13 protein-coding genes and 1 tRNA gene are annotated in these 21,403 nt (G+C 62.1%); 7 read left to right on the plus strand and 7 right to left on the minus strand.

Annotated features, from left to right (window positions below):
- Window positions 1–14: 14 nt before the first annotated feature.
- Entirely contained in the window at window positions 15–1,865 is a 1,851-nt protein-coding gene (locus tag X738_RS62910) for an AsmA family protein (RefSeq protein WP_023800321.1), read from the minus strand.
- 299 nt (window positions 1,866–2,164) lie between these two features.
- On the opposite strand from X738_RS62910, the gene X738_RS62915 reads away from it, so the two are divergent.
- On the plus strand, window positions 2,165–4,147 hold the full coding sequence (locus tag X738_RS62915; protein ID WP_023800322.1) for an acetoacetate--CoA ligase: 1,983 nt from the start codon (window positions 2,165–2,167) through the stop codon (window positions 4,145–4,147).
- A 377-nt stretch (window positions 4,148–4,524) separates the two neighbouring features.
- Here the strand turns inward: X738_RS62915 and X738_RS62920 are convergent, their stop codons facing one another.
- Entirely contained in the window at window positions 4,525–8,199 is a 3,675-nt protein-coding gene (locus tag X738_RS62920; RefSeq protein ID WP_023800323.1) for a PAS domain S-box protein, read from the minus strand.
- Window positions 8,200–8,453: 254 nt separating this feature from the next.
- On the opposite strand from X738_RS62920, the gene X738_RS62925 reads away from it, so the two are divergent.
- Both X738_RS62925 and X738_RS62930 read left to right on the plus strand, forming a co-directional pair.
- Complete coding sequence (locus tag X738_RS62925) at window positions 8,454–8,912, plus strand: phasin (protein WP_023800324.1); 459 nt, start codon at window positions 8,454–8,456, stop codon at window positions 8,910–8,912.
- A 442-nt stretch (window positions 8,913–9,354) separates the two neighbouring features.
- Window positions 9,355–9,431: transfer RNA gene (locus X738_RS62930), tRNA-His, on the plus strand.
- A 254-nt stretch (window positions 9,432–9,685) separates the two neighbouring features.
- Here the strand turns inward: X738_RS62930 and X738_RS62935 are convergent.
- Window positions 9,686–11,137, minus strand: coding sequence for an acetamidase/formamidase family protein (locus X738_RS62935; protein WP_023800326.1), 1,452 nt, complete (start codon window positions 11,135–11,137; stop codon window positions 9,686–9,688).
- 329 nt (window positions 11,138–11,466) lie between these two features.
- Between X738_RS62935 and X738_RS86130 the strand changes: the two genes are divergently transcribed.
- Window positions 11,467–12,528, plus strand: a complete 1,062-nt coding sequence (locus X738_RS86130) for a helix-turn-helix domain-containing protein (RefSeq protein WP_198032836.1) — start codon at window positions 11,467–11,469, stop codon at window positions 12,526–12,528.
- Window positions 12,529–12,531: 3 nt separating this feature from the next.
- A complete protein-coding gene (locus tag X738_RS86135) occupies window positions 12,532–13,782 on the plus strand; it encodes an acetamidase/formamidase family protein (RefSeq protein ID WP_198032837.1) in 1,251 nt (416 codons plus the stop codon).
- A gap of 49 nt (window positions 13,783–13,831) precedes the next feature.
- Here the strand turns inward: X738_RS86135 and X738_RS87175 are convergent, their stop codons facing one another.
- The 4 genes from X738_RS87175 to X738_RS62955 form a co-directional block, all read right to left on the minus strand.
- Window positions 13,832–14,560 (minus strand): EAL domain-containing protein, encoded by a 729-nt coding sequence (locus X738_RS87175; RefSeq protein ID WP_245277708.1) that lies wholly within the window; start codon window positions 14,558–14,560, stop codon window positions 13,832–13,834.
- Entirely contained in the window at window positions 14,502–15,815 is a 1,314-nt protein-coding gene (locus X738_RS62945; RefSeq protein WP_245277709.1) for a GGDEF domain-containing protein, read from the minus strand. Before X738_RS62945 ends, X738_RS87175 begins: the two co-directional genes overlap by 59 nt.
- A gap of 229 nt (window positions 15,816–16,044) precedes the next feature.
- Window positions 16,045–17,529, minus strand: a complete 1,485-nt coding sequence (locus X738_RS62950; RefSeq protein WP_023800327.1) for an ROK family protein — start codon at window positions 17,527–17,529, stop codon at window positions 16,045–16,047.
- Between the two features lie 268 nt (window positions 17,530–17,797).
- Window positions 17,798–18,703 (minus strand): tagatose-bisphosphate aldolase, encoded by a 906-nt coding sequence (locus tag X738_RS62955; protein ID WP_023800328.1) that lies wholly within the window; start codon window positions 18,701–18,703, stop codon window positions 17,798–17,800.
- A 284-nt stretch (window positions 18,704–18,987) separates the two neighbouring features.
- Here X738_RS62955 and X738_RS62960 point away from each other — a divergent pair, with 284 nt between their 5' ends.
- Window positions 18,988–19,893 (plus strand): sugar-binding transcriptional regulator, encoded by a 906-nt coding sequence (locus X738_RS62960; protein ID WP_023800329.1) that lies wholly within the window; start codon window positions 18,988–18,990, stop codon window positions 19,891–19,893.
- A gap of 466 nt (window positions 19,894–20,359) precedes the next feature.
- Window positions 20,360–21,340, plus strand: coding sequence for an ABC transporter substrate-binding protein (locus X738_RS62965; protein WP_023800330.1), 981 nt, complete (start codon window positions 20,360–20,362; stop codon window positions 21,338–21,340).
- Window positions 21,341–21,403 lie beyond the last annotated feature (63 nt).

Genomic DNA, 21,403 nt, shown 5'->3' on the forward strand with positions numbered 1-21,403 from the left:
AGCAGCTTCGTTGCTTACTCGCCGGATACCCCGCGGCTTATCGGCGAAATGAACGGTGTGCTCCACGTTCCGCCGATGAAGAATGAAGACTGGTTGGGACCTTGGCTATTTGTCTGCGTGGCTGGCTGGTCCGCCTGAATGATGCCGCCGGACAGCGCCAGTCCGCGCCCGGCATAGGAGGCGATGCCGGAAAGCCAGATCTTGTACTTCGCCGAATTCGCTTCGGCCTTGTCGATCTTCGCCACACCGTTTGAAATGCTCGCCTTGAGTTCGGCCCCGTCGATCGGCAGTGTTCCGTCAGAGACATCGTCGAGCGCGAAGAACCCGCCCTGTTCATTGTGTTTGAGAAACGCCGGCAGGTTGAACCGGCTCAACGCGCCTTGGCCGAATTTCGCCGAAACCGAGCCGTCGGCATTTTCGAAAATGGAATCCCAGGTTCTGCCCGGCCCCTTGAGGATGACCGAAACGGTTCCCGTGCCGATCGGCACCAGTCGCGTCATTCCGGCTGCGGTGCCAAAAGCCCCGCCGTCGATGTCGGAGGCGAGCAGCCTGATCTCGACCTGCGTGCCTTCCGGCTTGCGGTCAAAACGAAGGCTGCTCTGGATGTTGCCGCCAAAGGCCGATGCATCGGAAATATCGAAGACGGCAAGACCGTTCTTGACCTGGGCAGCGGCGGCGACGTCGGCAAGCTGGATGGCGCCTGCGGTGGCCTGCGCTGCCGACAGTCTGAGATCGAGATCGATGCGGTCGGCGACGCTTATGTCGATTTCGCCGGGGCCAGCGCCGTTCGCGGGCGCCAGGGGTGCGAAGGCGGAGAGAAACGACCGCAGGTCGAGCGTCTCGAAGGCGAGCGTACCGGCGATCACCGGGCGCGCCTCGCCAAAGGAGAAATCCAGCGCACCCATTCCCGGATTGTCGTCCAGGGCGATCTCGGTGTTTTCGAATTTAATGCGGCCGGAGGTCGCCGTGAGCTTGCTGGAAACGGAAACCGAGCCAATTGCTGCGCCCGGCGCGATGCCGGCCCGCGACCATTCGAGCGCGCGCCTGAGCGAGGGTGCGGCAAATTTTGCCTGGCCGTCGAAATAGGCGTTCTCGGACATGCTGGCCACGCCGTCGAACGAAAAACTGGCAGGGGCCGCCTTGAAGGAAAGCGTCATCGGCGCCGCACCTCCGCCAAACAGCACCAGCGGGTTTGACGATGCGGCATCCACGGCGACGCTTTCGCCGCGCCAGATCCCGGTCGCCGACAGCGTCGCATTGCTGTTCATTGCGGCCCAGTTCGCCTGGCCGCTCAGGCTGCTCAGTATCTCAGCGTCCTTGCCATCGACGGAAGTCACCACGCGGCCGTTCCTGAACTCCACGGTGCCGAACGGATCAGCCGGCAGCTTGCTGAGGTCCGGCTTGGCTGGATTGGCGCTGACAACGGCGCGAGCGACGTCGATGGAACGGGTGATGCGCCCGCCCGAAGGCAGGGCGGGCAGGAAAAGTCCATGTGCTGCGCGTTGAACCCTGATCGTCGGCCGGATCAGCCGCGCCGTCGAGAACACCACATTGCCACGCAACGCCGCCATGGCGGAGAGATTGACCTCGACCCGTTCAGCCTCGATCACCGGCGGCGCGTCGGTCTCTGTCCATTGCGAAAGCGTCACGTCGGCCAGGATGGCACGGAAATTCGGCCAGACTTCGATCCGTGGCGCGCCGTCGATGGTGACCCTGAAACCGCTCCACGCACTCATTTCCCAGGCGATGCGGTCGCGCACGATACGGGTCGAGGCGACGAGCGGCAGGGCGGCAACGGCCAGCGCGATGACGAGCACGGCAGCGCCGATCGCCCATATTCCGCGCCGGATCAAAGGTGATGGCATGTCGCCCCGTATGCTTCCGTTCCGACAAAAAATCGCCCGACGGGTGTAACCCCAGTCGTTTACCTACGACTTAGGGCTGACGCATTTCAAGTCTTTATGGCCCAGCGATGGCATTTGCGCACATCCGCGCCGCCCGGCCGAACAAAATCTTGCTCTGCTGCGCTGCGATATGCATAAGCGATGCCAATGCATGTCGCCAAAATGCGCAACGTTTTTGGATAACGACATGATAATAACAAAAGTCTAAAGCGCGTCGCGTGAATCTCTTCAAGCGTAACGTGCTTTAAGGAGGAACGATCATGGCTGGCGACGCACCGCTCTGGATACCGACCAAAGACCAGATCGACGCGGCGCCGATGACCGCCTTCATGCAGGCCGCGGCGGCCGCAACCGGCGGGTTTTTTCCCTCCTACGGCGATCTTCATCGTTGGTCGATCGACGATCGCGAGGCGTTCTGGAGCCTGGTCTGGGACTTTTGCGGCATCGTTGGCGACAAGGGCGCCAGCGGGGGAATCAGTGGCGGCGAGCACGTGCTCGTCGATGGCGAGAAGATGCCCGGCGCCGCCTTCTTTCCCGACGCCAAGCTTAACTTCGCCGAGAACCTGTTGAAAAAAACCGGGCTCGGTGACGCCATCGTCTTTCGCGGCGAGGACAAGGTCGAGCGCCGGCTCTCCTGGAACGAGTTGCATGCGCTGACCTCGCGGCTGCAGCAGCTTTTCCTGTCGCTCGGGGTGAAAAAGGGCGACCGCATCGCTGCCATGATGCCCAATATGCCGGAGACGGTCGCGGCAATGCTGGCGGCAGCCTCGATCGGGGCCGTGTGGTCGTCCTGCTCTCCCGATTTCGGCGAGCAGGGCGTTCTGGACCGGTTCGGGCAGATCGAGCCTGTCGTCTTCATCGCGCCTGACGGTTACTGGTACAATGGCAAGGCGATCGAGGTTGCCGACAAGATCGCCGCCGTTGCGGCAAAGCTCGTCACCGTCCGCAAGATCCTGATCGTCGACTATCTCGGCACGTCGATCGATGTGGCGGCGATCATCGAGAAGGCGACTGCGCTGGACGAGGCGTTCTCATCCTTCGCTGCCAAGTCGGTCACCTTCGAACGGTTGCCGTTCGCGCATCCGCTCTACATCCTGTTTTCTTCCGGAACGACCGGCATTCCCAAATGCATTGTCCATTCGGCCGGCGGAACGCTGATCCAGCATGTCAAGGAAGAACGGCTCCACGCCGGCCTGCTCGACGGCGACCGCTTCTTTTATTTCACCACCTGCGGCTGGATGATGTGGAACTGGCTGGTCTCCGGCCTGGCGTCGGGCGCAACCCTTCTGCTTTATGACGGGTCGCCCTTTTACCCTGACGGCAACGTGCTGTTCGACTTCGCCGACGCAGAGAAGATGACCTATTTCGGCACCTCGGCCAAATTCATCGATTCCGCGCGCAAGGCCGGCCTCAGGCCGATCAACACGCACGATCTTTCCAGCGTGCGCACGATCTCCTCCACCGGCTCACCACTGTCGCCGGAAGATTTCCGCTTCGTCTATGACGGCATCAAGAAAGACGTGCATCTCGCCTCCATCTCTGGCGGCACCGACATCGTCTCCTGCTTCGTGCTCGGCGTGCCGACCCAACCGGTATGGATCGGAGAGATCCAGGGACCCGGCCTCGGCCTCGCCGTCGATGTCTGGGACGACGACGGCCAGCCGCTCAGGCAGGAAAAGGGTGAGCTCGTCTGCACCAAGGCGTTCCCGGCGATGCCGATCGGCTTCTGGAACGATCCCGAAGGCAAGAAATACCACGCCGCCTATTTCGAGCGCTTCGACAATGTCTGGTGCCACGGCGACTTCGCCGAATGGACCGCCCATGGCGGCCTGATCATCCACGGCCGTTCCGACGCGACGCTCAACCCGGGCGGTGTGCGGATCGGCACGGCGGAAATCTACAATCAGGTCGAGCAAATGCCGGAAATCCTGGAAGCGCTGTGCATCGGCCAGGATTTCGACAATGATGTGCGGGTCGTGCTGTTCGTGCGGCTGGCGGCCGGCGTTGAACTCGACGCCGAGCTGGAAAAACGCATCCGCGCGAAAATCCGCAGCGGCGCGAGCCCGCGCCACGTGCCGGCTAAAATCGTCGCCGTCGCCGACATTCCACGCACCAAATCGGGCAAGATCACCGAGCTTGCGGTGCGCGACGTGGTGCATGGCCGCGCCGTCAAGAACAAGGAGGCGCTGGCCAATCCCGAAGCGCTCGAGCTGTTCCGCGACCTGCCGCAGCTGGCCGATTAGTTTCTCGAGGTCCAGGACATGCGATCCGTCACGCGTTCAAACGGAGCCGAGCATGGTTAACGAAATATCTCGCTCGAATTTACCTAGATTTCATGAGTGGTACACATCGGTAAATTTTTCGCGGTGCCGGTAAGGTTTTGTTAAGGGCCGACATCGATAGTCGTGCGTAACTTGAGGGAGAAATCCCGTTCCTCTAAATCCCAAGAGGATCTGAATTCGCTCAAGCCCCCGATGTACAGCAATCGATCATTCAAGGCGTCCTGTTGGACGCCTTTCTTTTGTGTGCCGAGCATGAGCCAAAGTGGACACCGGTTTGGGAAAATCCGATGCAAACAAAGAGATAGCGCGGCGACACGGACGACTGAAGATCCGCTGCCCTAATCCGCCAGCACGCGGGTCGACGGGAAGGCGACTTCGACCAGGGTGCCCTCGCCGGGTGTCGAGTTGATGGTGAACCGGGCCCGGTTCGCCTCGACCATGGCCTTGGTCAGCGGCAGCCCGAGACCGGTGCCGTCGCCGCGCCCGCGCTTAAGCGCGTTGAGCTGCTTGAACGGCTTGAGCGCCTGCTCGATCTCGGACTGGCTCATGCCGATTCCGGTGTCGCGCACGCGCATCACCACGTCGCCGGAGTTCTCGTAGGCTGTCGATACGATCACCTGGCCGCCGGCCTGCGTGTAGCGGATGGCATTCGACAGGATGTTCAGCGCGATCTGGCGCACGCTGCGCAGATCGGCCACCACTTCCGGCAGCCGGGAGGCGAAGCTGGAGCGGATGATGACGCGTTCGCGGTTGGCTTGCGGCTGCATCATCGCCACCGTCTCGGCCAGCGTGTCGTTGAGCGACACTGCCTCATAGGCCATCTCCTGCTGGCCGGCCTCGATTTTCGAAATATCGAGCAGATCGTTGACCAGGTCGAGCACATGGTTGCCCGACCGGTTGATGTCGCGCAGATAGTCGCGGTAGCGGTCATTGGCGACCGGTCCGAATTTCTCGTCGACCATCAGTTCGGAGAAGCCGATGATGGCGTTGAGCGGCGTGCGGATTTCGTGGCTGATGCGGGCGAGGAAGTCGGTCTTCTGCGAGGAAGCGCGCTCGGCCACGGCGCGCGCCTGGGTCAGATCCTCTTCGGCCCGCTTCCACTGGGTGATGTCGCGCACCACCGCGCAGAAACCGCTGTCGTTGGGCAGCCTGCCGATGGTCATGAACAGCGGAATGAAGCGCCCCTGCGCCTCGCGTCCGATCACCTCGCGGCCGTCGTTGAGCACGCTCGCCACGCCGGGCTCGGACAATCCGTCGAGATAGTCTCGCGCGGCGCGCTGGCTTTCGATCGCGAACAGCGAGACGAAGGCTTTTCCGGTCACCTCGTCGCTGTCGAAACCGAACAGCGCCTCCGCCGGTCGGCTGATCGAGCGGATCGTTCCGTCTCGGCCGATCAGCACGACGCCGTCGGTCGCGGTGTCGATGATGGTGCGCATCTCGGCAATGCGCGCCTTGAGCTCCGAAGTGTCCGGCTGCGTCTGGTCGTCGGCGGCACCTGCTGCCTCGTCGTCGCCGGAACGGCGCACGACCAGCATCAGCGCCTTGCCGCCACGCCATGGCACCGAGCTCAAAATGGCCTCGATCGGGAACTCCTGACTGTCACGCGTCTTCAACCGCAGCGCGTGGTCGGTTCCATCGGAGGCGCTGCCGTCGTAAGGATCGGCAAACAGCGCGTCGAGGCCACCGGCATCCTCCAACTGGTCGAGCGTGTCATAGCCGGTCAGGCTGAGGAATTCCTCGTTCGCATAGTGAAGATCGTCGCCGGAATGGATCAGCAGCGGCACCGGCAGCTTGCCGAGGATCGAAATGTCCGGAGCCTTGTTGTCGTCCGCGGTCGAAAAAGCCGACGGCACGAACCCTTCGAGCTTGAGCGGCGGCACCGGCAGGCGCGGCCGCTCGACCGTCGCCGGCTCGACGTCGCCGGCATCGCCGATGCCATCGGTTGGCGAACCGGTTTCGCCGTCATCAGGCCGCGCCCAGTCCTCGCTGTCTTCTGCATCGCGGAAATCGGCGGCCGTCATGCTGTCGGCGTCTTCGGCGATCGATCGACTGGCGGCGTCGGTGGGCTCAGCGATCTCCTGCGCCGGTTTGCCCGGCTCGGAGACCGGCGCACCGTCGCCATCGTCGGCGACATGGTCCCGGTCGGCATAGTCGAGCAGCGAGCCTGAGAGGTCGGACACGGTTGCTTGCGGCTCCTCACCGTCGAGCCTTGCGACATCCTTCTCGTCTTCGACATCGGTTTCGGTCGGTTCCGCCGCAGCCGGCTCTGCCGCAATTGCGGCAGCGGGCTGTTCGGTCGGGGGATTGTCCTTCTTGAGCCGCTCGCCGATCTCACGGAATGCACTGCGTTCCAGCGTCGACAGGCCTTTGTCGTTGGCCGGCTGCCTGTGCTCCGCCAACCGGATCACCTTGTCGGCTAAGCGCCGCTCCGGCTTCGGCACGATGGTCAGCGCCGGCACCTCGCCTTGGAACGGGTCGGTTTCGTCAGGCGTTTTGGCGACTTCCGGCTCGACGGCCACGGGGACGTCGGCATTGGCGACAAGCGCCATGCCGATCGCTTCCGGATCGACCACCGCATCGCCGGTGCGAGCAACGCCGAAACCGCGAAAGCCTTCGAAGGCACGGCTGCGGCCGTAGACGGGCAGCGCCGCCAGGTCGACGGGTATCTTGAAATCGGTGCCGGCGACCGGCCACAGCACCGAGCGGCCGGACCAGGTATCGCGTCGGTCGAGCAGGCCGGCGATGTCGCCGCTCGCATCGAGGTCGAAGGTGGCCGCGACGTCCCTGAAGCGCCGGCCGATCACATCGGCGGCAGGCTTGCCGACGAGTTCCGCGAATTCCGGCGACAGCGCACTGAATCTGCCCTCGGCGTCGGTGCGCCAGACGAAACGCAGGGGCGCCGCCGCGCGGTCGATCGAGGGGATGGCATTTTTGACCGGGGAGGCGGCCCTGACGGCATTTTGTGCGAAGCTTTCCGCCGAAGCATCCGCCTCGACAGGACCGGATGCATCCGGTCCCGGCTTTTGCGCCTCCTCCTCGCTGGCGCTGAAATACCAATGGTCATGCTGTGGAGGTATCCCGCCGGCCGCTTCCGGACCCTGCTCGGTTGAATCAGGCGCAGTTGAATGAGATCCGGTCGAATCGAGCCCAGTGGAATCGGGCCCACTGGAATCGGGAACATCATGCTCCGCCGACAGCGAAGTGTCTTCGTCGGCTGCCGCAACTGTCTGCACTGCCGCAGCCGTTTTCGCGACTGTTGCCGGCGGGTTGTCCTGTTGTGCTTTTGGCGGGACTGCGGCATCGGCCGCCGCCCCTGCGCTGAGCACGCCAGCAGGGGCTGCTTCGGAGTCCAGCTGGTTCTCGTCGATCACCACCAGCAGGTGCCGCTCGTCAGTCAGCCGGGCAAGGCCGGCCGGGTAGGAAGCGGTGCCGCCAGGAACGAGGCGTTTGACGACGCGACCGCTCTCGTTCGCAACATCGGCGACAAGCGCTGTCAGCGTTTCGGGCAGGATGCCGAGTGCCGAAAAACCATCGGAAGCGGCCTCTATGTTGCCGTTGGCATCGACGAAGGCGATGAAATGACCGTCTTCGGTAAAGCCGCCGATGGCCCGAGCGGCAAGCTCGGCGGCGCTGCGCGAGCCGGTCTGCGTCGCCGGCACCGCCAGCATGATGGCGTTTTCGCCGTCAGGCATTGTCACCGCGCTGGCCAGAAAGCCAACCGCGCGGCTGGTCAGCCCGGTTGCCAGCCGCACCGTGATGGCGCGGTCGCGGCCGATCTGTGGAAAACCGCTTGTCGCCATGATCTGGCGCCTGGCGATCGGCGGCAAGCCGGCCGAGGCGCCGATGATCGCCTCGATGTCGGGGTAGCCGAACACCGCTGCCCCTGGTCCGTTGGCCCAGATCACCTGTTCGAGGTCTGCCGACAAAAGAGCGATCGCGTCGCCGGCGGCAAAGCGCTGGCGGACCGCGTCGAGCACGGCGACGTCGAGGAAGGAGTAGTTTTCAGACGGCATGCGCTTTGGGAACCCTTACGAAGCGGGCAGTTTGCAGTTAACGCTTTGTTAATAAAAGCCGACGGGGCGAAGGTCCACAAGCCATAGCGTGCAACCGCCGGAATCTCTGGGCGCGTGGTTAACGCTGGGAGAGAAAATTTATGGTGCGCTGCAACAAAGATATTGCAATGCACAAGATTTGCCTTTATATTGCCATCATACATGAACGAGACGGCTTTCCTATCGAAGCCGCTACCCCTGCAAAGGATGGAAAATTGTCCAGGACCAAGACCGCTGATACTATCGAAAACGTTGAATTCCCGAGCTTCGACGCTTCCAAGGCCACCGACCAGATCCGTGCTTTCGCCGAAAAGGGCGTCGAGCAGTCGAAAGAGGCCTATGCCAAGCTGAAGACCGGCGCCGAAGAGACCCAGAAGGCCCTTGAGTCCACCTTTGAGACCGCCAAGACCGTTTCCAACGACCTGTCGCTCAAGACCATTGCCGCTCTGCGCGCCAATACTGAAGCCGGCTTGTCGCATTTCGAAGCTCTGATCGGCGCCAAGTCGCTGTCGGAAGTCGTCGAACTGCAGACCGCATTCCTGCGCAAGCAGGTCGAGATGACTGTCGAGCAGGCAAAAGATTTCCAGACCGTCGCCTCCAAGGCGGCCGAGGACGTCTCCAAGCCGCTCAAGACCGCCTTCGAGAAGGCGATGAAGGAAGTTAAGATCGCCTAATATTTGCGCATAGTTCGAAGATGCAACAAAAGGTCGCATTTCTTCGAACAGGATTATGTGAGATATAGTGGTCCAAGCGAATACCCGGCGGGTGGAACCTCCTCCCTCTGCTCTCCGGGATGACCAGCCAGCACCTCCTCCCGCTGGCTCGGAACAGGAAAAGGCCGGCACCTCCTCCCGCCGGCCTTTTTCTTTGCCCGGCGAATATGATGTCGGTGCCGGAGCACCCTTTGCCTACAGCGCCGGGCGCCTTCCTGGACGCGCAAAGCACGCTGCGGAACCCTGGGATTTTGCGCATGATCCCCAGCGAAATCGATTCTGATTTTCCGGGCCATGCGCGGCCAAAAGCCTTGAATTAAACTCCGATAGCCCGTATGGACGCATCGCCGAACGACAGAGCGGGTCTCAGAGGATGAACGTTCCATCCCGCTCAGGCGAACGTGCCGTTGTAGCTCAGATGGTTAGAGCGCCGGATTGTGGATCCGGAGGTCGCTGGTTCGATCCCAGCCAACGGTACCATTGGTGCACGGTCGCCTTCTTCGGTTTCGGCCGCTTCTCTTGGCTACAGATGTCCGTTCTTACGGAGGGACCGGTCGGTGCCCCGCTTGGTTCGGATTCCTGATACATGTTGCGCAAAAGCATGCCCTCGGGCCTGACCCGAGGGTGCGCAGCGTAAAGCGCGTCGCATGAATTCCTTCAAACGCGACGCGCTTTAGCCTTTGTCGAGCTTCCGAGTAACGGCGAAGTGATGCGAGATTTAGTTACCCACCATCTCAGGCGACACGTGCGGCGAAGATGTCCTTCTTCACCACCGCATGCACCCCCCAGTTTCCATCGACGACCTGGGTGATGCCGAAGTCTACTCCGATCGACATCAGGGAAATCGCCTCGTCCTCTGTCAATCCTTTGGTTGTCATGAGGAAGTGGCGCATCTTCCGGAACGCATCGCGCAGCGCTCTGTCGACAGACGACTTCGAATAGATGTCGCTCTGAGCGCTCGGTCCCAGTTCCTCAAGATAGTTGGCGTAGGAAAACCCATGCACCAGCCAGTCCGTTTGCGTCTCGAGCATGGGGTAATTGAGCTCCTCGAGCGGTGTGCCGGCTAGGTCCGCTTTCTTGTGCAAGATGAGCTGGAACGTGCCGGTGAGCGAGCATTCGATCGCCGTCCCGCATAATTCGCTGTCGCCTTGGCTGGCATGGGGATCACCGACCGAGAGCAGCGCGCCGTCGACGGAGACCGGATAATACATCGTGGCGCCCTTGCCGATGCGCCAGTTATCGATGTTGCCGCCGGTGTAGCTCGGCGGGATGGTGTCTACGACGTCCGCTTCTTTCGGTGCCAGTCCGATCGTGCCAAAATGCGGGCGAATGGGCAGTCTCACGCCCTTCAGCACATCGTAGTTTCGTTTGGTCAGGCTGTGGTCGACCGGAACCCCGGGATAGTCGATCGTGTCATGCCTGACGCCAAACGGGTCAGTCTGCGGCACCCATTGGAAATTGTAGACCGCTTCGGCCCAGCTTTTGCCGCCGGCAACGTCGACCTCGTAGATGGTGACGACCTCGCGCTTGGTGCCGTCAAGCAGGTCATTGTAGTGGAAGCCCCAATTGGCCGCCGCGTTGGAGCCATATGATTTGCCGCTGAACTTGGGATTGCCAGAGGGACGCGGCCCGCAATCGAGAATCCGCACCTCTAATATGTCGCCCGGCTCCGCGTTGCGGACATAGACCGGGCCGGTCATGATGTGCACGCCCTGCCCCTCACCAGAACCTTTCTTGTACTTGGCCGGGTCGGTAGGGCCGGCACCGCGGCGGTCGACGCCCTTCTTCTCTTTCGTCCAGAGATAGACGCTCTCTGCACCCTCGTCGCCGTCAACCATGCGCTCCAGGTCATCGCCCGCATGGTGGGTGAGCGACTCGATCGTGACGATGTCGCCGGAATTGACCTCGATGCGCGGCTTCAGTGATTTGCTGAAGTAGCCCCAATGCACGGTCTCGGCGTTGGCCGGCAAATAATGATAGGCGCGTTGTGCAGGCAGCTTCGATGACGTGGCCTGCGCCAGTGCGGGTGTGACCAGCGAGATGCCACCGGCGCCCAGCGTGGCCAGACCGCTGGCCGCGAACAGGCCCCCCTTCAGAAAGCCGCGTCGCTCGGCATTTAGATCTTGCTTCAACTTGTTATAGTGAAGCTCGAAATGCGGACAGCTGATATCATCGCCTTTGCACATGAACAGTCTCCTTGTTTTTGTTGGAAGGAATGTGCGCGATTTTATGCATCACGCGCGCCATCCGCAATCCAGCCAGCCGGCCGCGAAATCAATGCATCGCGCTGTTGCCTTAATAAATACGGGTCAATTCAATGGCTTACGCTCACGCCGGCAAGACCGGCGAGCTTGAGCTCCGCCTGGTGACAGGGTAAAGTCAAGAGATTGTTCGCATGCGCACAAATACTGTCGCCGGCGTCGCGCTAAAGTGAATCTCGGCGGGCGGGTCGCCTGATGGACGTAACGCGCCCCGGAAAGGCCGCTGCAGTATGCAACAAGGACCCTCTTCTCTTATGGTTGCGGCTCTGCGATCGATCGACCATCTGCCCCTCGAACACCGCGACAAGGCGTGGCTCGACTGGTTTGAGGAGCTTTCGCTTTCCGCGTCTGTCGACGACCAGCCGATCCCGAGAGGCACCATGCACCTGCGGGCAGCGAACGCCACCACGCGCCTCGCCGACGTCTCTGGTACACCCCAGCGCATCGTGCCGATGCGCCGGGACCACGGGATTCTATTCGCTCTCATCGTTGCTGGGCGCGGGCGTCTTGTCGCCCCGCACCAGGCGTTCGATCTCGCTGACGGCGACATGATGGTGCTCGGCACGGCCGACGACTGGTCTATGACCTTTCGCAGTGACTTCCGCGCGTTCATACTTCAGGCGGCCGCCGGTCCGCTGGGAGCACGGCTGGGCCGCAGCGGCATCCGCTTGCCGAAGGTGCTAGGCAGCACCGTCGTCGCTGCGGTTGCGAAATCCGCATTGCGAACGCTGGGCTCCAATCTCGAGACTTCCGGTGCGGCCGATCTGACAGCCGCCGAAGTGGCTTTGACGGAACTCGTGGCAAGCGCCCTGCTTGGCGAGGTACGCGAGCCCGCTGGCAGCCTGACCGGGGTGCAAACGGCGCATTTCAGGCGCGTCGCGGCGACGATTGACGCCCGGCTGTCGGACCCGGATCTGGCCTTGGCCCTGATCGCGAGACTGGAAGGGCTTTCCATACGCTACGCGCAAAAACTGTTCGAGGGGCGCGGCGAAAGCTTCTCCGAATATGTGCGCCAGCAGCGCCTCGAACATTGCCGCATCGACCTGGCGGATCCCAACCATGCACATGAAAGCGTGGCCGCGATCGGACAGCGCTGGGGCTTTCGCGATCAATCGCATTTCAGCCGCACTTTCGGCGCGACGTTTGGAATGAGTCCCAGGCAGGTGAGGCGCGCTAGGTCGCAGACGGAGGAAGCTTATCCGCTGCGCGGCAAACCGGACGGCCGCAAGTCGGCGGCGGCGCGGCCGGCCCCGATGCTGCGGGCCGCTGTGGATCGCCCACCAACGGCAAGAGCCCGCGAACGCACGGACCATTGACATTTGCCAGCAACAGCGGAGACCGTGCATTGGGGCTTTTTCAGCCGCTCGCTGCCGCCGGTGTTGCGCGTCGATCCGGGCGATTCAGTCACCGTTGAGACACTCACTCAGCACGCGGGCGACGACTGGCAGCGGATGGTGGCGGGTGACAGCGGGGCTGAAAGCGTGTTCGATTGGTCACCCGAACACAAGCGCGTCGACCGTCGCGGGGCCGGTCCGGCAAACGCTTCCATCTTCGGGCGCGGCGCTGGCGAGGGGTTCGGCGTTCACATCATGACTGGCCCGATCTATGTGCGCGGCGCCGAGCCCGGCGACGTGCTCGAGATCGAGTTCGTCGAAATTCGGCCACGGCCGAGCGCTGCCTTTCCCGGCAAGGCCTTCGCATCGAACGTATCGGCGTGGTGGGGGTATCAGTATCACGACCTTCTGGACCGGGATGCCAAACGCGAAACGGTGACTATCTTCGAGATCGACATGCGGTGCCCGGCCGCAGCGCGGCCGCTGTACAGCTACGAATGGCAGCCGCAGACCGACCCCTTCGGCGTTGTCCACGCGACGATCGACTATCCTGGCATACCCGTCGACCACAGCAAGGTTTCGCATCGCGACTTGAGTGGTAGCGGCGTGCGCATACCGGCGCGCCTGCATTTCGGGTGCATCGCGGTGGCTCCGCGCGAGGCCGACCTGGTCGATTCCATCCCGCCGGGCTATTTCGGCGGCAATATCGACAATTGGAGGATCGGAGCCGGCGCGAAGCTTTATTTGCCCGTTGCGGTTCAGGGCGCACTGCTCTCGCTCGGCGATGGGCATTTCGCGCAGGCGGACGGCGAGATCAACGGCACGGGTCTTGAGTGTTCGCTGACCGGCGACATCATCATCAAGCTGCACAAGGCGGGCGAAGTGTGCCCGGCTTTCCTGCGCGGTCTCAACTCGCCGCTCATCGAAACCGAGCACAGCTGGGTGATACAGAGTTTTAGCCATCCCAACTACCTCAGGGACCTCGGCAGCAACGCGCAGTCGGACGTCTACAAGACATCCACCATCGAGTTGGCGCTGCGCAACGCCTTACGCCAGACGCGCCGATTCATCATGCAGACATACGATCTCACGGAGGACGAGGTGTTGAGCATCATGTCGCTTGCCGCCGACTTCGGCATTACGCAAGTCGCCGACGGAAATTTTGGCGTGCACGCCACGATCACCAAGGCCGTGTTCGGCGAGCGACAGCACAGCCAGCGTACCGCTCGCCCCTGACCACCCATGATCAGAGATCACGCAGCGGTTTCATTGGTGGCGTGTGCCCTCACAACTCCGTGGCGTGCTCTTTTAGTGTCACCTCAAGCGCCTGGCTTAGCGGCACCGCCTTGGAGAATAGGAAGCCCTGAGCAGTTCTGCAGCCGAGCTTGTACAGAATTTGCCGGTCCGCCTCTGTTTCGACGCCCTCGGCCATGACATCGATCCCGAGCGCCCGACCAAGATCGATCACCGTTTTGACAAGCAGCCGGTCCTCCCGAGACTTGGCCAAGCCGCGGATGAAGCCTTGGTCTATTTTCACCTTGCGTATCCGACTGTCCTTGAGCGACGCCAACGTGGAAAAGCCGGTGCCGAAGTCATCGAGCGCGATGGAAATTCCGGCATGTGAAAGCCGTCCGAGCTTTTCATCCAGTCTTTCCGGGTCCACTGGAGATTCTTCGGTAATCTCGATTTCGAACATCGTTGCCGGAAGGTCTTTTGCCGCCAGACCATTCAGAACCATGTCGTCGATATCGCCGGCTTCCAATTCGCGCGGTGAAACATTCATTGCCACACGAACATCTCGACGGTCAGCTTTCACCAAGCCGTCGATAAGAGCACAACAGTCGGAGAATACCGTTTGCGTTAACAGTTGAAGCATTCCGGTTTCGCGTGCGGCTGTCATGATTTCGGGTGGAGAGATGGAACCATGGATCGGATGGGACCACCTCAGCAAGGCTTCAAAACCGATCACGGCCTCGGTATCGAGTCTCACGATGGGCTGGAACCAAGGTGCCACCCTTCTCGCCTCTATCGCTGAATGAAGGTCGCGTTCGATGGACTGGCGACGTTGCAATTCCCTGTCGAGTTCGGCATCGAACAGGCGAAATTCGTTCCTGCCACGACGCTTGGCCGTGTANGCGACGTTGCAATTCCCTGTCGAGTTCGGCATCGAACAGGCGAAATTCGTTCCTGCCACGACGCTTGGCCGTGTAGAGGGCGACATCCGCCCGCAGCAACATTTCCGTCAGCCCCGGCCTTTCAGCCAGGTATATTCCGATCGATGCACCGATCCGGACGGACGCGACCTCACGATAGGGGCTGGCGACTTTGGCTATGATATTGGATGCGAGGGTACTGGGAGAAAGCGAACTCCTGAATGAGGGAAAAAACAGCACGAACTCATCGCCGCCGATACGGGCGAGCGTTGAGCCTGCCGGCGCTGCCTGCTCGATGCGGCGGGCGATCATGATGAGCAGTTCATCACCGGTCCTGTGACCGTAGGTATCGTTGACAGATTTGAAGCCGTCCAGATCAATCAGCATTGCAACGAACGGGCCGTCCGTATTCTCGAGCTGATTGATCGCGTGTTCGAGGCCCCGTCTGTTGAGAAGGGCCGTTAGGTGGTCCTCCCTGGAATTGCGCTCCATTTCCGCCGCAAGCCGCTCGGCCTCATGTCTCAGGCGGCTTGCTTCGCGGAAGCGGGCTTGCCCTACAAACGAGCCTCGAACCAAGCCGCCCACGAAGAGCAGAACGGCAAAGGCCAGAATGTAATCTTCAAAGTTGCCTTTCGCCAACAGGCAACCCATCGCGATCACAAGCGGCGGCGTAATGAAGTTGATCGCGGCCGCGGCATATGAACTGCCGTATGTAACCGCACCAGCTGAGATGCCCGCCAGAATAATCAGATGCAGCGGCGCTTGCGGCGTTGTGTAGCCAACGGTAAGGACGGCAAGAAAGGACCAGGCAAACCCTGACAGAAGAGCAAGGATGCCAAACCAGCGAAGCCGCTGCGAAATCCCTGTTAAATCGCCCTGATCCCCCGTCTCGTTTAGCTGATAACGGGCGAGTCCGAGGCGGGCGGCATTTATCGCATTGATAACCAGGAACCAGATTGCGGCGGCAAAGCCTCCGCCAGAAAAGGCCTGCACCGTCAAAATCAGGCCTGATAGCATAGTGCTTATCGGCATCGATACGAAGAGACCGGCCTTCAGATCAGCAAGCTGATCCTGAAGGATTCTGGCCTCCAGCGCGTTTTCTTTCTTTAGGGCCATAGACCAGTCGGTTCGCTTCCCATGCCGATTCGCAACGTAAGCTTATGCAAGCCCACTGAAGGACGGGTTAACTACTCAGCTTGTATCAGCCTTCTGCGAGGCCTTTGTATGAATCCTCCTCATTTGTGCGGTGATAGAGAACATGGATCGGCAGCATCCTGACGCTCGGGAATAACTTAAGGCGCGTCGCATGCATCCGTTCACGCGACGTGCTTAGGGGCCGCGCTGCCTACCTGTCAGCCGCAATCGTCGCCTGCAGCCATTGCGTGATGGCGTCGAAAGCGATCGGTCTGGTCGTGTCGACGTCAAGCAGCGGTCCGCGCCGCAGCGGCTCGGCGCGCTTGGCCAGTTCGATCAGTTCGGGGATGTAGGCCGCGCCGGGATGGCCGGCGGGACGCTGGTCGAGCCGTGCGCGATAGCGCTCGGCCAGAACCTCGCCGGGCGCATGGCACCAGATCTCGGCGGTCTGCTCGACGCCGGCGCTGCGCAGGTGATCCTCGAGCACCTGGCGCGGTTGGAAGCCGAACCAGGCGTCGATGACAAATATGGCGCCCGCCGGGGCCTCGCCGACGACCGACCAGATGGCCTGGTAACTGGCGCGGCCGAGTATACGGTTGAATTCGCGATCGCCGCCGCCGAGCACTTCCAGGAACGGGTTCTTGATCGTATCGAGTGCCAGCAATGGCCAGCCCATGTGCGCGGCGATGCCGCGCGAGACCGTGCTTTTGCCGCTGGCGGGGATGCCGTTGACGAGCACGGCGCGCCGGCCGGACACGGCGCGCCTGGTGCGATCGAGCCGGGCGGTCGGCAAGGATACTGGCGAGGCTTCTCCAACTTCTGATTGTGCAACTGCCGGTTGCTCGGCGAGCGCTTGCAGACCGGCGCCGATGACCCCGGCGTCGTCACCCAGTTGCGCCGCTTCCACCGGGCATTGGTACCAGGGCGCCAGGGCAGGAGCCCTGGCAAGCGCCCGATGGGCCGCCAGGCCAAGTCCGCCGCCGAGCAGCACCAGGTCGGGGTCGAACATGGCCACGGTCGTATCGATTGCCGCACGCAGCGGCCCGGCCCAGGCTTCCAGTATACCGCGCGCCAAGGGATCGCCGCCCGCATCCCGGGCAGAAAGCTGATCGACCGAAACGTCCGGACCGAGGCCTGCCCGCGCGATGTGACGGCCAAGCGCCGTGCCTGAGCTGGTGGTTTCAACGCAGCCGCGCCGGCCGCAGATGCACGCTTCGCCTGATAGGTCGACGGTGATATGGCCGAGCTGCCCCGCCGTCCCTTTGCCGCGGACGATCCGCCGGTCCTGGACCACGGCACCGCCAATGCCGGTCCCGATCGTGAACATGACGATGCTTTCATGGCCTCTGGCAGCGCCGAGGGCCATTTCCGCGACCAGTGCCATGTTGCAGTCATTGTCGATCACCACGGGCTTGCCCGCCAGGCTTTCCAGTCGTTGCGCAGGGGAGACCGAGGCGAGGTTGACATAGCCCCCTGACAAGACCGCGCCAAGCCGCGCATCGACGCGGCCGGGGACGCCGATGCCGATGGCCGCAACTTCGGGACAATCGAGCCGGCGCACCATTTCGGCGATCCGGGAGAGCACGAGCTCGGGGTCCGGCGCGCTTTTCTCGGAAATGCGCTCGAGGATTTCGCCCGTGCCGGAAACACGGGCGGCGCGCAGATTGGTGCCGCCGATATCGATTCCTATGGCCATCGAACCAGAGCCTGTTCCATTTCGACTAAATCGAAATGGGGCTCTATCTTGCTGTTTGACCATGATCTTCTCCGAAAACCGGTCCCCACTTTTCGGGATCATGGTCAGAGGCATGACGTCCCGTGCGTGCCTGGTGTGAACGTCGGATAGCTACAGCGCCGCGCATCCTGGTGCGCACAGGACGCTATAGTACTTTGATTTGCGTATGATCCTTTTCGAAGATCGACTTCGATTTTGCATCCGCGGACCTTCGGTTCGGGGTCATCTGCTAAGCGGCTTGCTGCCGGTAGTTTCCGATCACCGCCTGAAGCTCGCGCAATCTCGACACCGCGATAGTCCTGAGCCTTTCACGCTGAATGTCACGGTCGAGCGAGATGCAGTCCTTCCACAGCGACCGGCCGGCGATGACGCCTGACGCGCCGTTCCGCATCGCGATCTCGACCTGGCCCAGGAAGGTTGTGTGGTTGACGCCGGCGGAGAGGACCGCCCAAGGCACCTCGCCGGCCATGCTGCTGATCCTGGCGCAGGCTTCCGGCGTTCCGGGATAAGGAAGCTTGAGCACCTTTGCCCCGCATTCCAGCGAAATACGGGTGCCCTCTTCGACGAGCCAGGGGATCTTGGCCGTATACTCTTCAAGGCTTTCCGCTTCGAGCTGATAGGTCAGGAACTCGACGACGAGCAGGAGGTCCTCTTGCGCGAAATCGGCGATGCATTGGCGCAGAATGGCGACATTATGCTCGTTCGCCTCAGGCCTGTCGGGCCTGAGATAGACCATGATCTTGCCGCCGGTGCCGCCGAGCTCGCGCACGCGGCGCGCGCCGATGCCGGGAACGAGACGCGACAGGCGGTAGCCGGCAGGCGAGACGTCGAAGCCCGAAGCGTCGAGGCCGATGAGCAGAGCCGTATCGCGGCTCAGCACCCCGTCATCGACAACCCGCGGCACCGCGCAGAGCGGGTCGAGCAGCACGCAGGATGCCTGGCTGGCGAGGTATCGCGTGATGTCCGACTTGGTGTCGCCCAGCATGTCGTCGGTGATCTTGGCCTGTTCTTCAGGGTCCGCCGCAAGCAAGCTTCGCATGCCGCCGCGCTGGTCACAGGCGATGGCCATCATCGCCCCGTCCTTGCCGCATATCTGCTGGTAGCCGCGCAACTCTGCGGTCGTCATCTTTGTCATGGGTCTTCTGTCCGATGTTGGCGCCCATTCACCGGGGCGCAGATCAGTGGAAACAAGAAAGGTTCAGTTTTACCTGCCTCCCGACAGGAGGTTTTGCCGCTTTGCTGCGCTATCGGACCGAGAAATTCGGCCTTGGCCGCAATCTGCCGTGGAAACCAGCCCACGTTGCGAGTCAGCCGGATTTGCGCGATAACTCCCATCGGTCGATGGGTCTGTAACACATTGCTGAAAGGAATTGCAAGCTGTCTGCACCTCCCGCACAAGATGCAGCCGCATCGCGGACGATGCTGCATACGGTCGCCAAACTGCACTATGAGGCGGACATGTCGCAGGTCGATATCGCGCGGCGGCTTGGCGTCTCCACCGCGACAATATCGCGCCTCCTGCAGCGGGCGAGAGCGGAGGGCATCGTGCGGATCGAAGTTCTCGATCTTGCAACCCCCGAAGGCATCACCACGCAACTGGTTGAGGCACTCGGGCTGCGTGACGCGGCGGTCATCGAAACGCCGTCAGCCGGTGCGCTGGCGGCGCTCGCTGCGCCGCTCGGCGCCTTGCTCAAGCAAGCGGGACTGACTGCCGGCAAGGTCGTCGCCATCGGCTGGGGGCGAGCCATTCGCGAGGTGATCCAGGCAGGCCTGCCGCGCATTCCCGGCGTTCTTACCGTCGCTGCCACCGGCGGCATGCAGCAGCAGGCGGCGCATTTTCAGATCAACGAGTTTGTGCGGCTGGCCGCAGAAGAGCTGGGCGGGACGCCGCATTTCATCCATGCGCCCTATCTGCCGTCGTCCGAATTGCGTGAGGTCTTCCTCGGCGATGCGGCCATCCGCGACAGCGTCGCGCTTTGGGACCGGACCGACGTTGCGATCGTCGGCATCGGCCTGCCCCATGCCATCAATCCGCCCGAGGCGAGCGCGGCCACGCTGAGCGAACAGGCCTTGTTTCATGCGGCGGGAGACGTCATCCGCCACTACTTCGACGCCGAAGGCAAGCTCATCCCGTGGGAGGGGGAGGGCCGGATGATCGCAATGTCGCCGGCCCAGCTTCGAGCCGTCCCGCTGGTGATCGGCGTTGCCGCCTCGCCGGAGAAGGCGAAGGCGATCATAGGTGCCGTCCGCGCCAGGCTCATCAATGCTCTGGTGACGGACACGAAGACGGCCCAGGCCATTCTCGAGGCTCTCTTGCCCCGATAATGCTGGGCACGCCGATACGTGACATCGGCACGGCTGATCGATTCCAGACCGATCGACACCCAACCCGCAGCCGCGAAATCATCGCCGCGAAATCATCAGTTGTGTCGTCAAGGCGTTGGGCCAATAGTCTGCGGGAGGGGCTCTGCGGAGCAGACAGATGGTGTCCGGTTTGAAAGCGTTTCGACCCGGAAATGTGCGGTTGCAATTACTTTCAGCAAAGTGTTACAACATAGCAGCTAGGCAAGCATGCGCGCCGAGCGGCGCAGTTTCCTGCACCTTGCGGAGGCTCGTAACGGGACTGCGCAGCAGGGTGGTCGGTTTCGACGGTCGATTTAATGACTGGGGCGCTTGGGAGGAGGCTGCCCCATAACAGCAAGCAGGCGAAACCCGCTTCTCGCCGCCAGCACTTCACAGAGCCGGGACGACTCGCAACGGCAAAATCTGCCAACATTAGGAGGAGGATGTTATGAAGAAGATTGTTGCCGCTCTGGCGGCTCTCGCCATCTGCGCAGCGGCGCTGGTCACGCCCGCATTGGCGCAGGACAAAAAATACACCATTGCGCTCATTCCGGGTCTTACCACCGACGGCTTTTACATCACCATGCGCAAGGGAGCCCAGGCGGCAGCCGATGCCCTTGGTGTGACCCTGGTTTTCCAGGGCGCCCCGGATTTCAATCCGGTAACGCAAGTCCCCGTGCTTGACGCGGTCATCGCCAAGAAGCCGGATGCCATCCTGATCGCGCCGACCGACAAGGTTCAATTGGTCGAACCCCTGCGCAAGGCCCATGACGCCGGCATTCCGGTGATCACCGTCGACACCTTCATCGGCAGCGGCGTCTACCAGACCGGCGCCGGCGAGGCGGATTTCCCACTGTCCTATATTGCCTCCGACAACATTCTGGGCGGCGAGATCGCCGCGCGGGCATTGGCCAAGGCCATAGGCGACAAGGGCAAGGTCTACGTTTCGAACGTCAAGCCCGGCATTTCGACCACCGACCAGCGTGAAGAGGGCTTCAAGAAGGAGATGGCGGCCAACCATCCCGGCATCACCGTTCTCGAAACCCAGTTCAACGACAATGACGCCAACAAGGCCGCCTCGCAGCTGCAGGCTGTGTTCGCGCGCAATCCCGATCTCGTCGGGGTGTTCGGCGCAAACCTGTTCTCGGCGCTTGGCGCGGCGAATGGCGTCCAGCAGGCCGGGCAGACCGGCACCGTCAAGGTCGTGGCGTTCGACGCGCCGACCAGCATTGCCGACAACATCAACTCTGGCCTTGTCGACGTCGCGATTGCCCAGCATCCCGCGGAAATCGGCTATTTCGGCGTCGTGTCGGCCTATGCCCATCTGACCGGCCAGTCGATCCCGGTTGCGATCGGCACCGGCTTTACGATCATGGACAAGGCCAACATCGCCGACCCGAACATCTCGAAATACCTCTATTCCGAATAAGTCCAGCCAGTCTCCTTCCGGCCTGCCGGAAGGACACCTGCGCCGGGTCGCTTTGACCCTGTT

The sequence above is a fragment of the Mesorhizobium sp. L48C026A00 genome (assembly GCF_000502375.1).
GTDB classification, from domain to species: domain Bacteria; phylum Pseudomonadota; class Alphaproteobacteria; order Rhizobiales; family Rhizobiaceae; genus Mesorhizobium; species Mesorhizobium muleiense.

What these genes read in the sequence shown, in the direction of transcription:
- X738_RS62965 (WP_023800330.1), top strand. Translation starts at nt 20,360, where the DNA reads ATGAAGAAGATTGTTGCCGCTCTGGCGGCTCTCGCCATCTGCGCAGCG.
- X738_RS62955 (WP_023800328.1), bottom strand. Translation starts at nt 18,703, where the DNA reads ATGACAAAGATGACGACCGCAGAGTTGCGCGGCTACCAGCAGATATGC.
- X738_RS62920 (WP_023800323.1), bottom strand. Translation starts at nt 8,199, where the DNA reads ATGCCGTCTGAAAACTACTCCTTCCTCGACGTCGCCGTGCTCGACGCG.
- X738_RS86130 (WP_198032836.1), top strand. Translation starts at nt 11,467, where the DNA reads ATGGTTGCGGCTCTGCGATCGATCGACCATCTGCCCCTCGAACACCGC.
- X738_RS62915 (WP_023800322.1), top strand. Translation starts at nt 2,165, where the DNA reads ATGGCTGGCGACGCACCGCTCTGGATACCGACCAAAGACCAGATCGAC.
- X738_RS62950 (WP_023800327.1), bottom strand. Translation starts at nt 17,529, where the DNA reads ATGGCCATAGGAATCGATATCGGCGGCACCAATCTGCGCGCCGCCCGT.
- X738_RS62935 (WP_023800326.1), bottom strand. Translation starts at nt 11,137, where the DNA reads ATGTGCAAAGGCGATGATATCAGCTGTCCGCATTTCGAGCTTCACTAT.
- X738_RS62960 (WP_023800329.1), top strand. Translation starts at nt 18,988, where the DNA reads ATGCTGCATACGGTCGCCAAACTGCACTATGAGGCGGACATGTCGCAG.
- X738_RS62910 (WP_023800321.1), bottom strand. Translation starts at nt 1,865, where the DNA reads ATGCCATCACCTTTGATCCGGCGCGGAATATGGGCGATCGGCGCTGCC.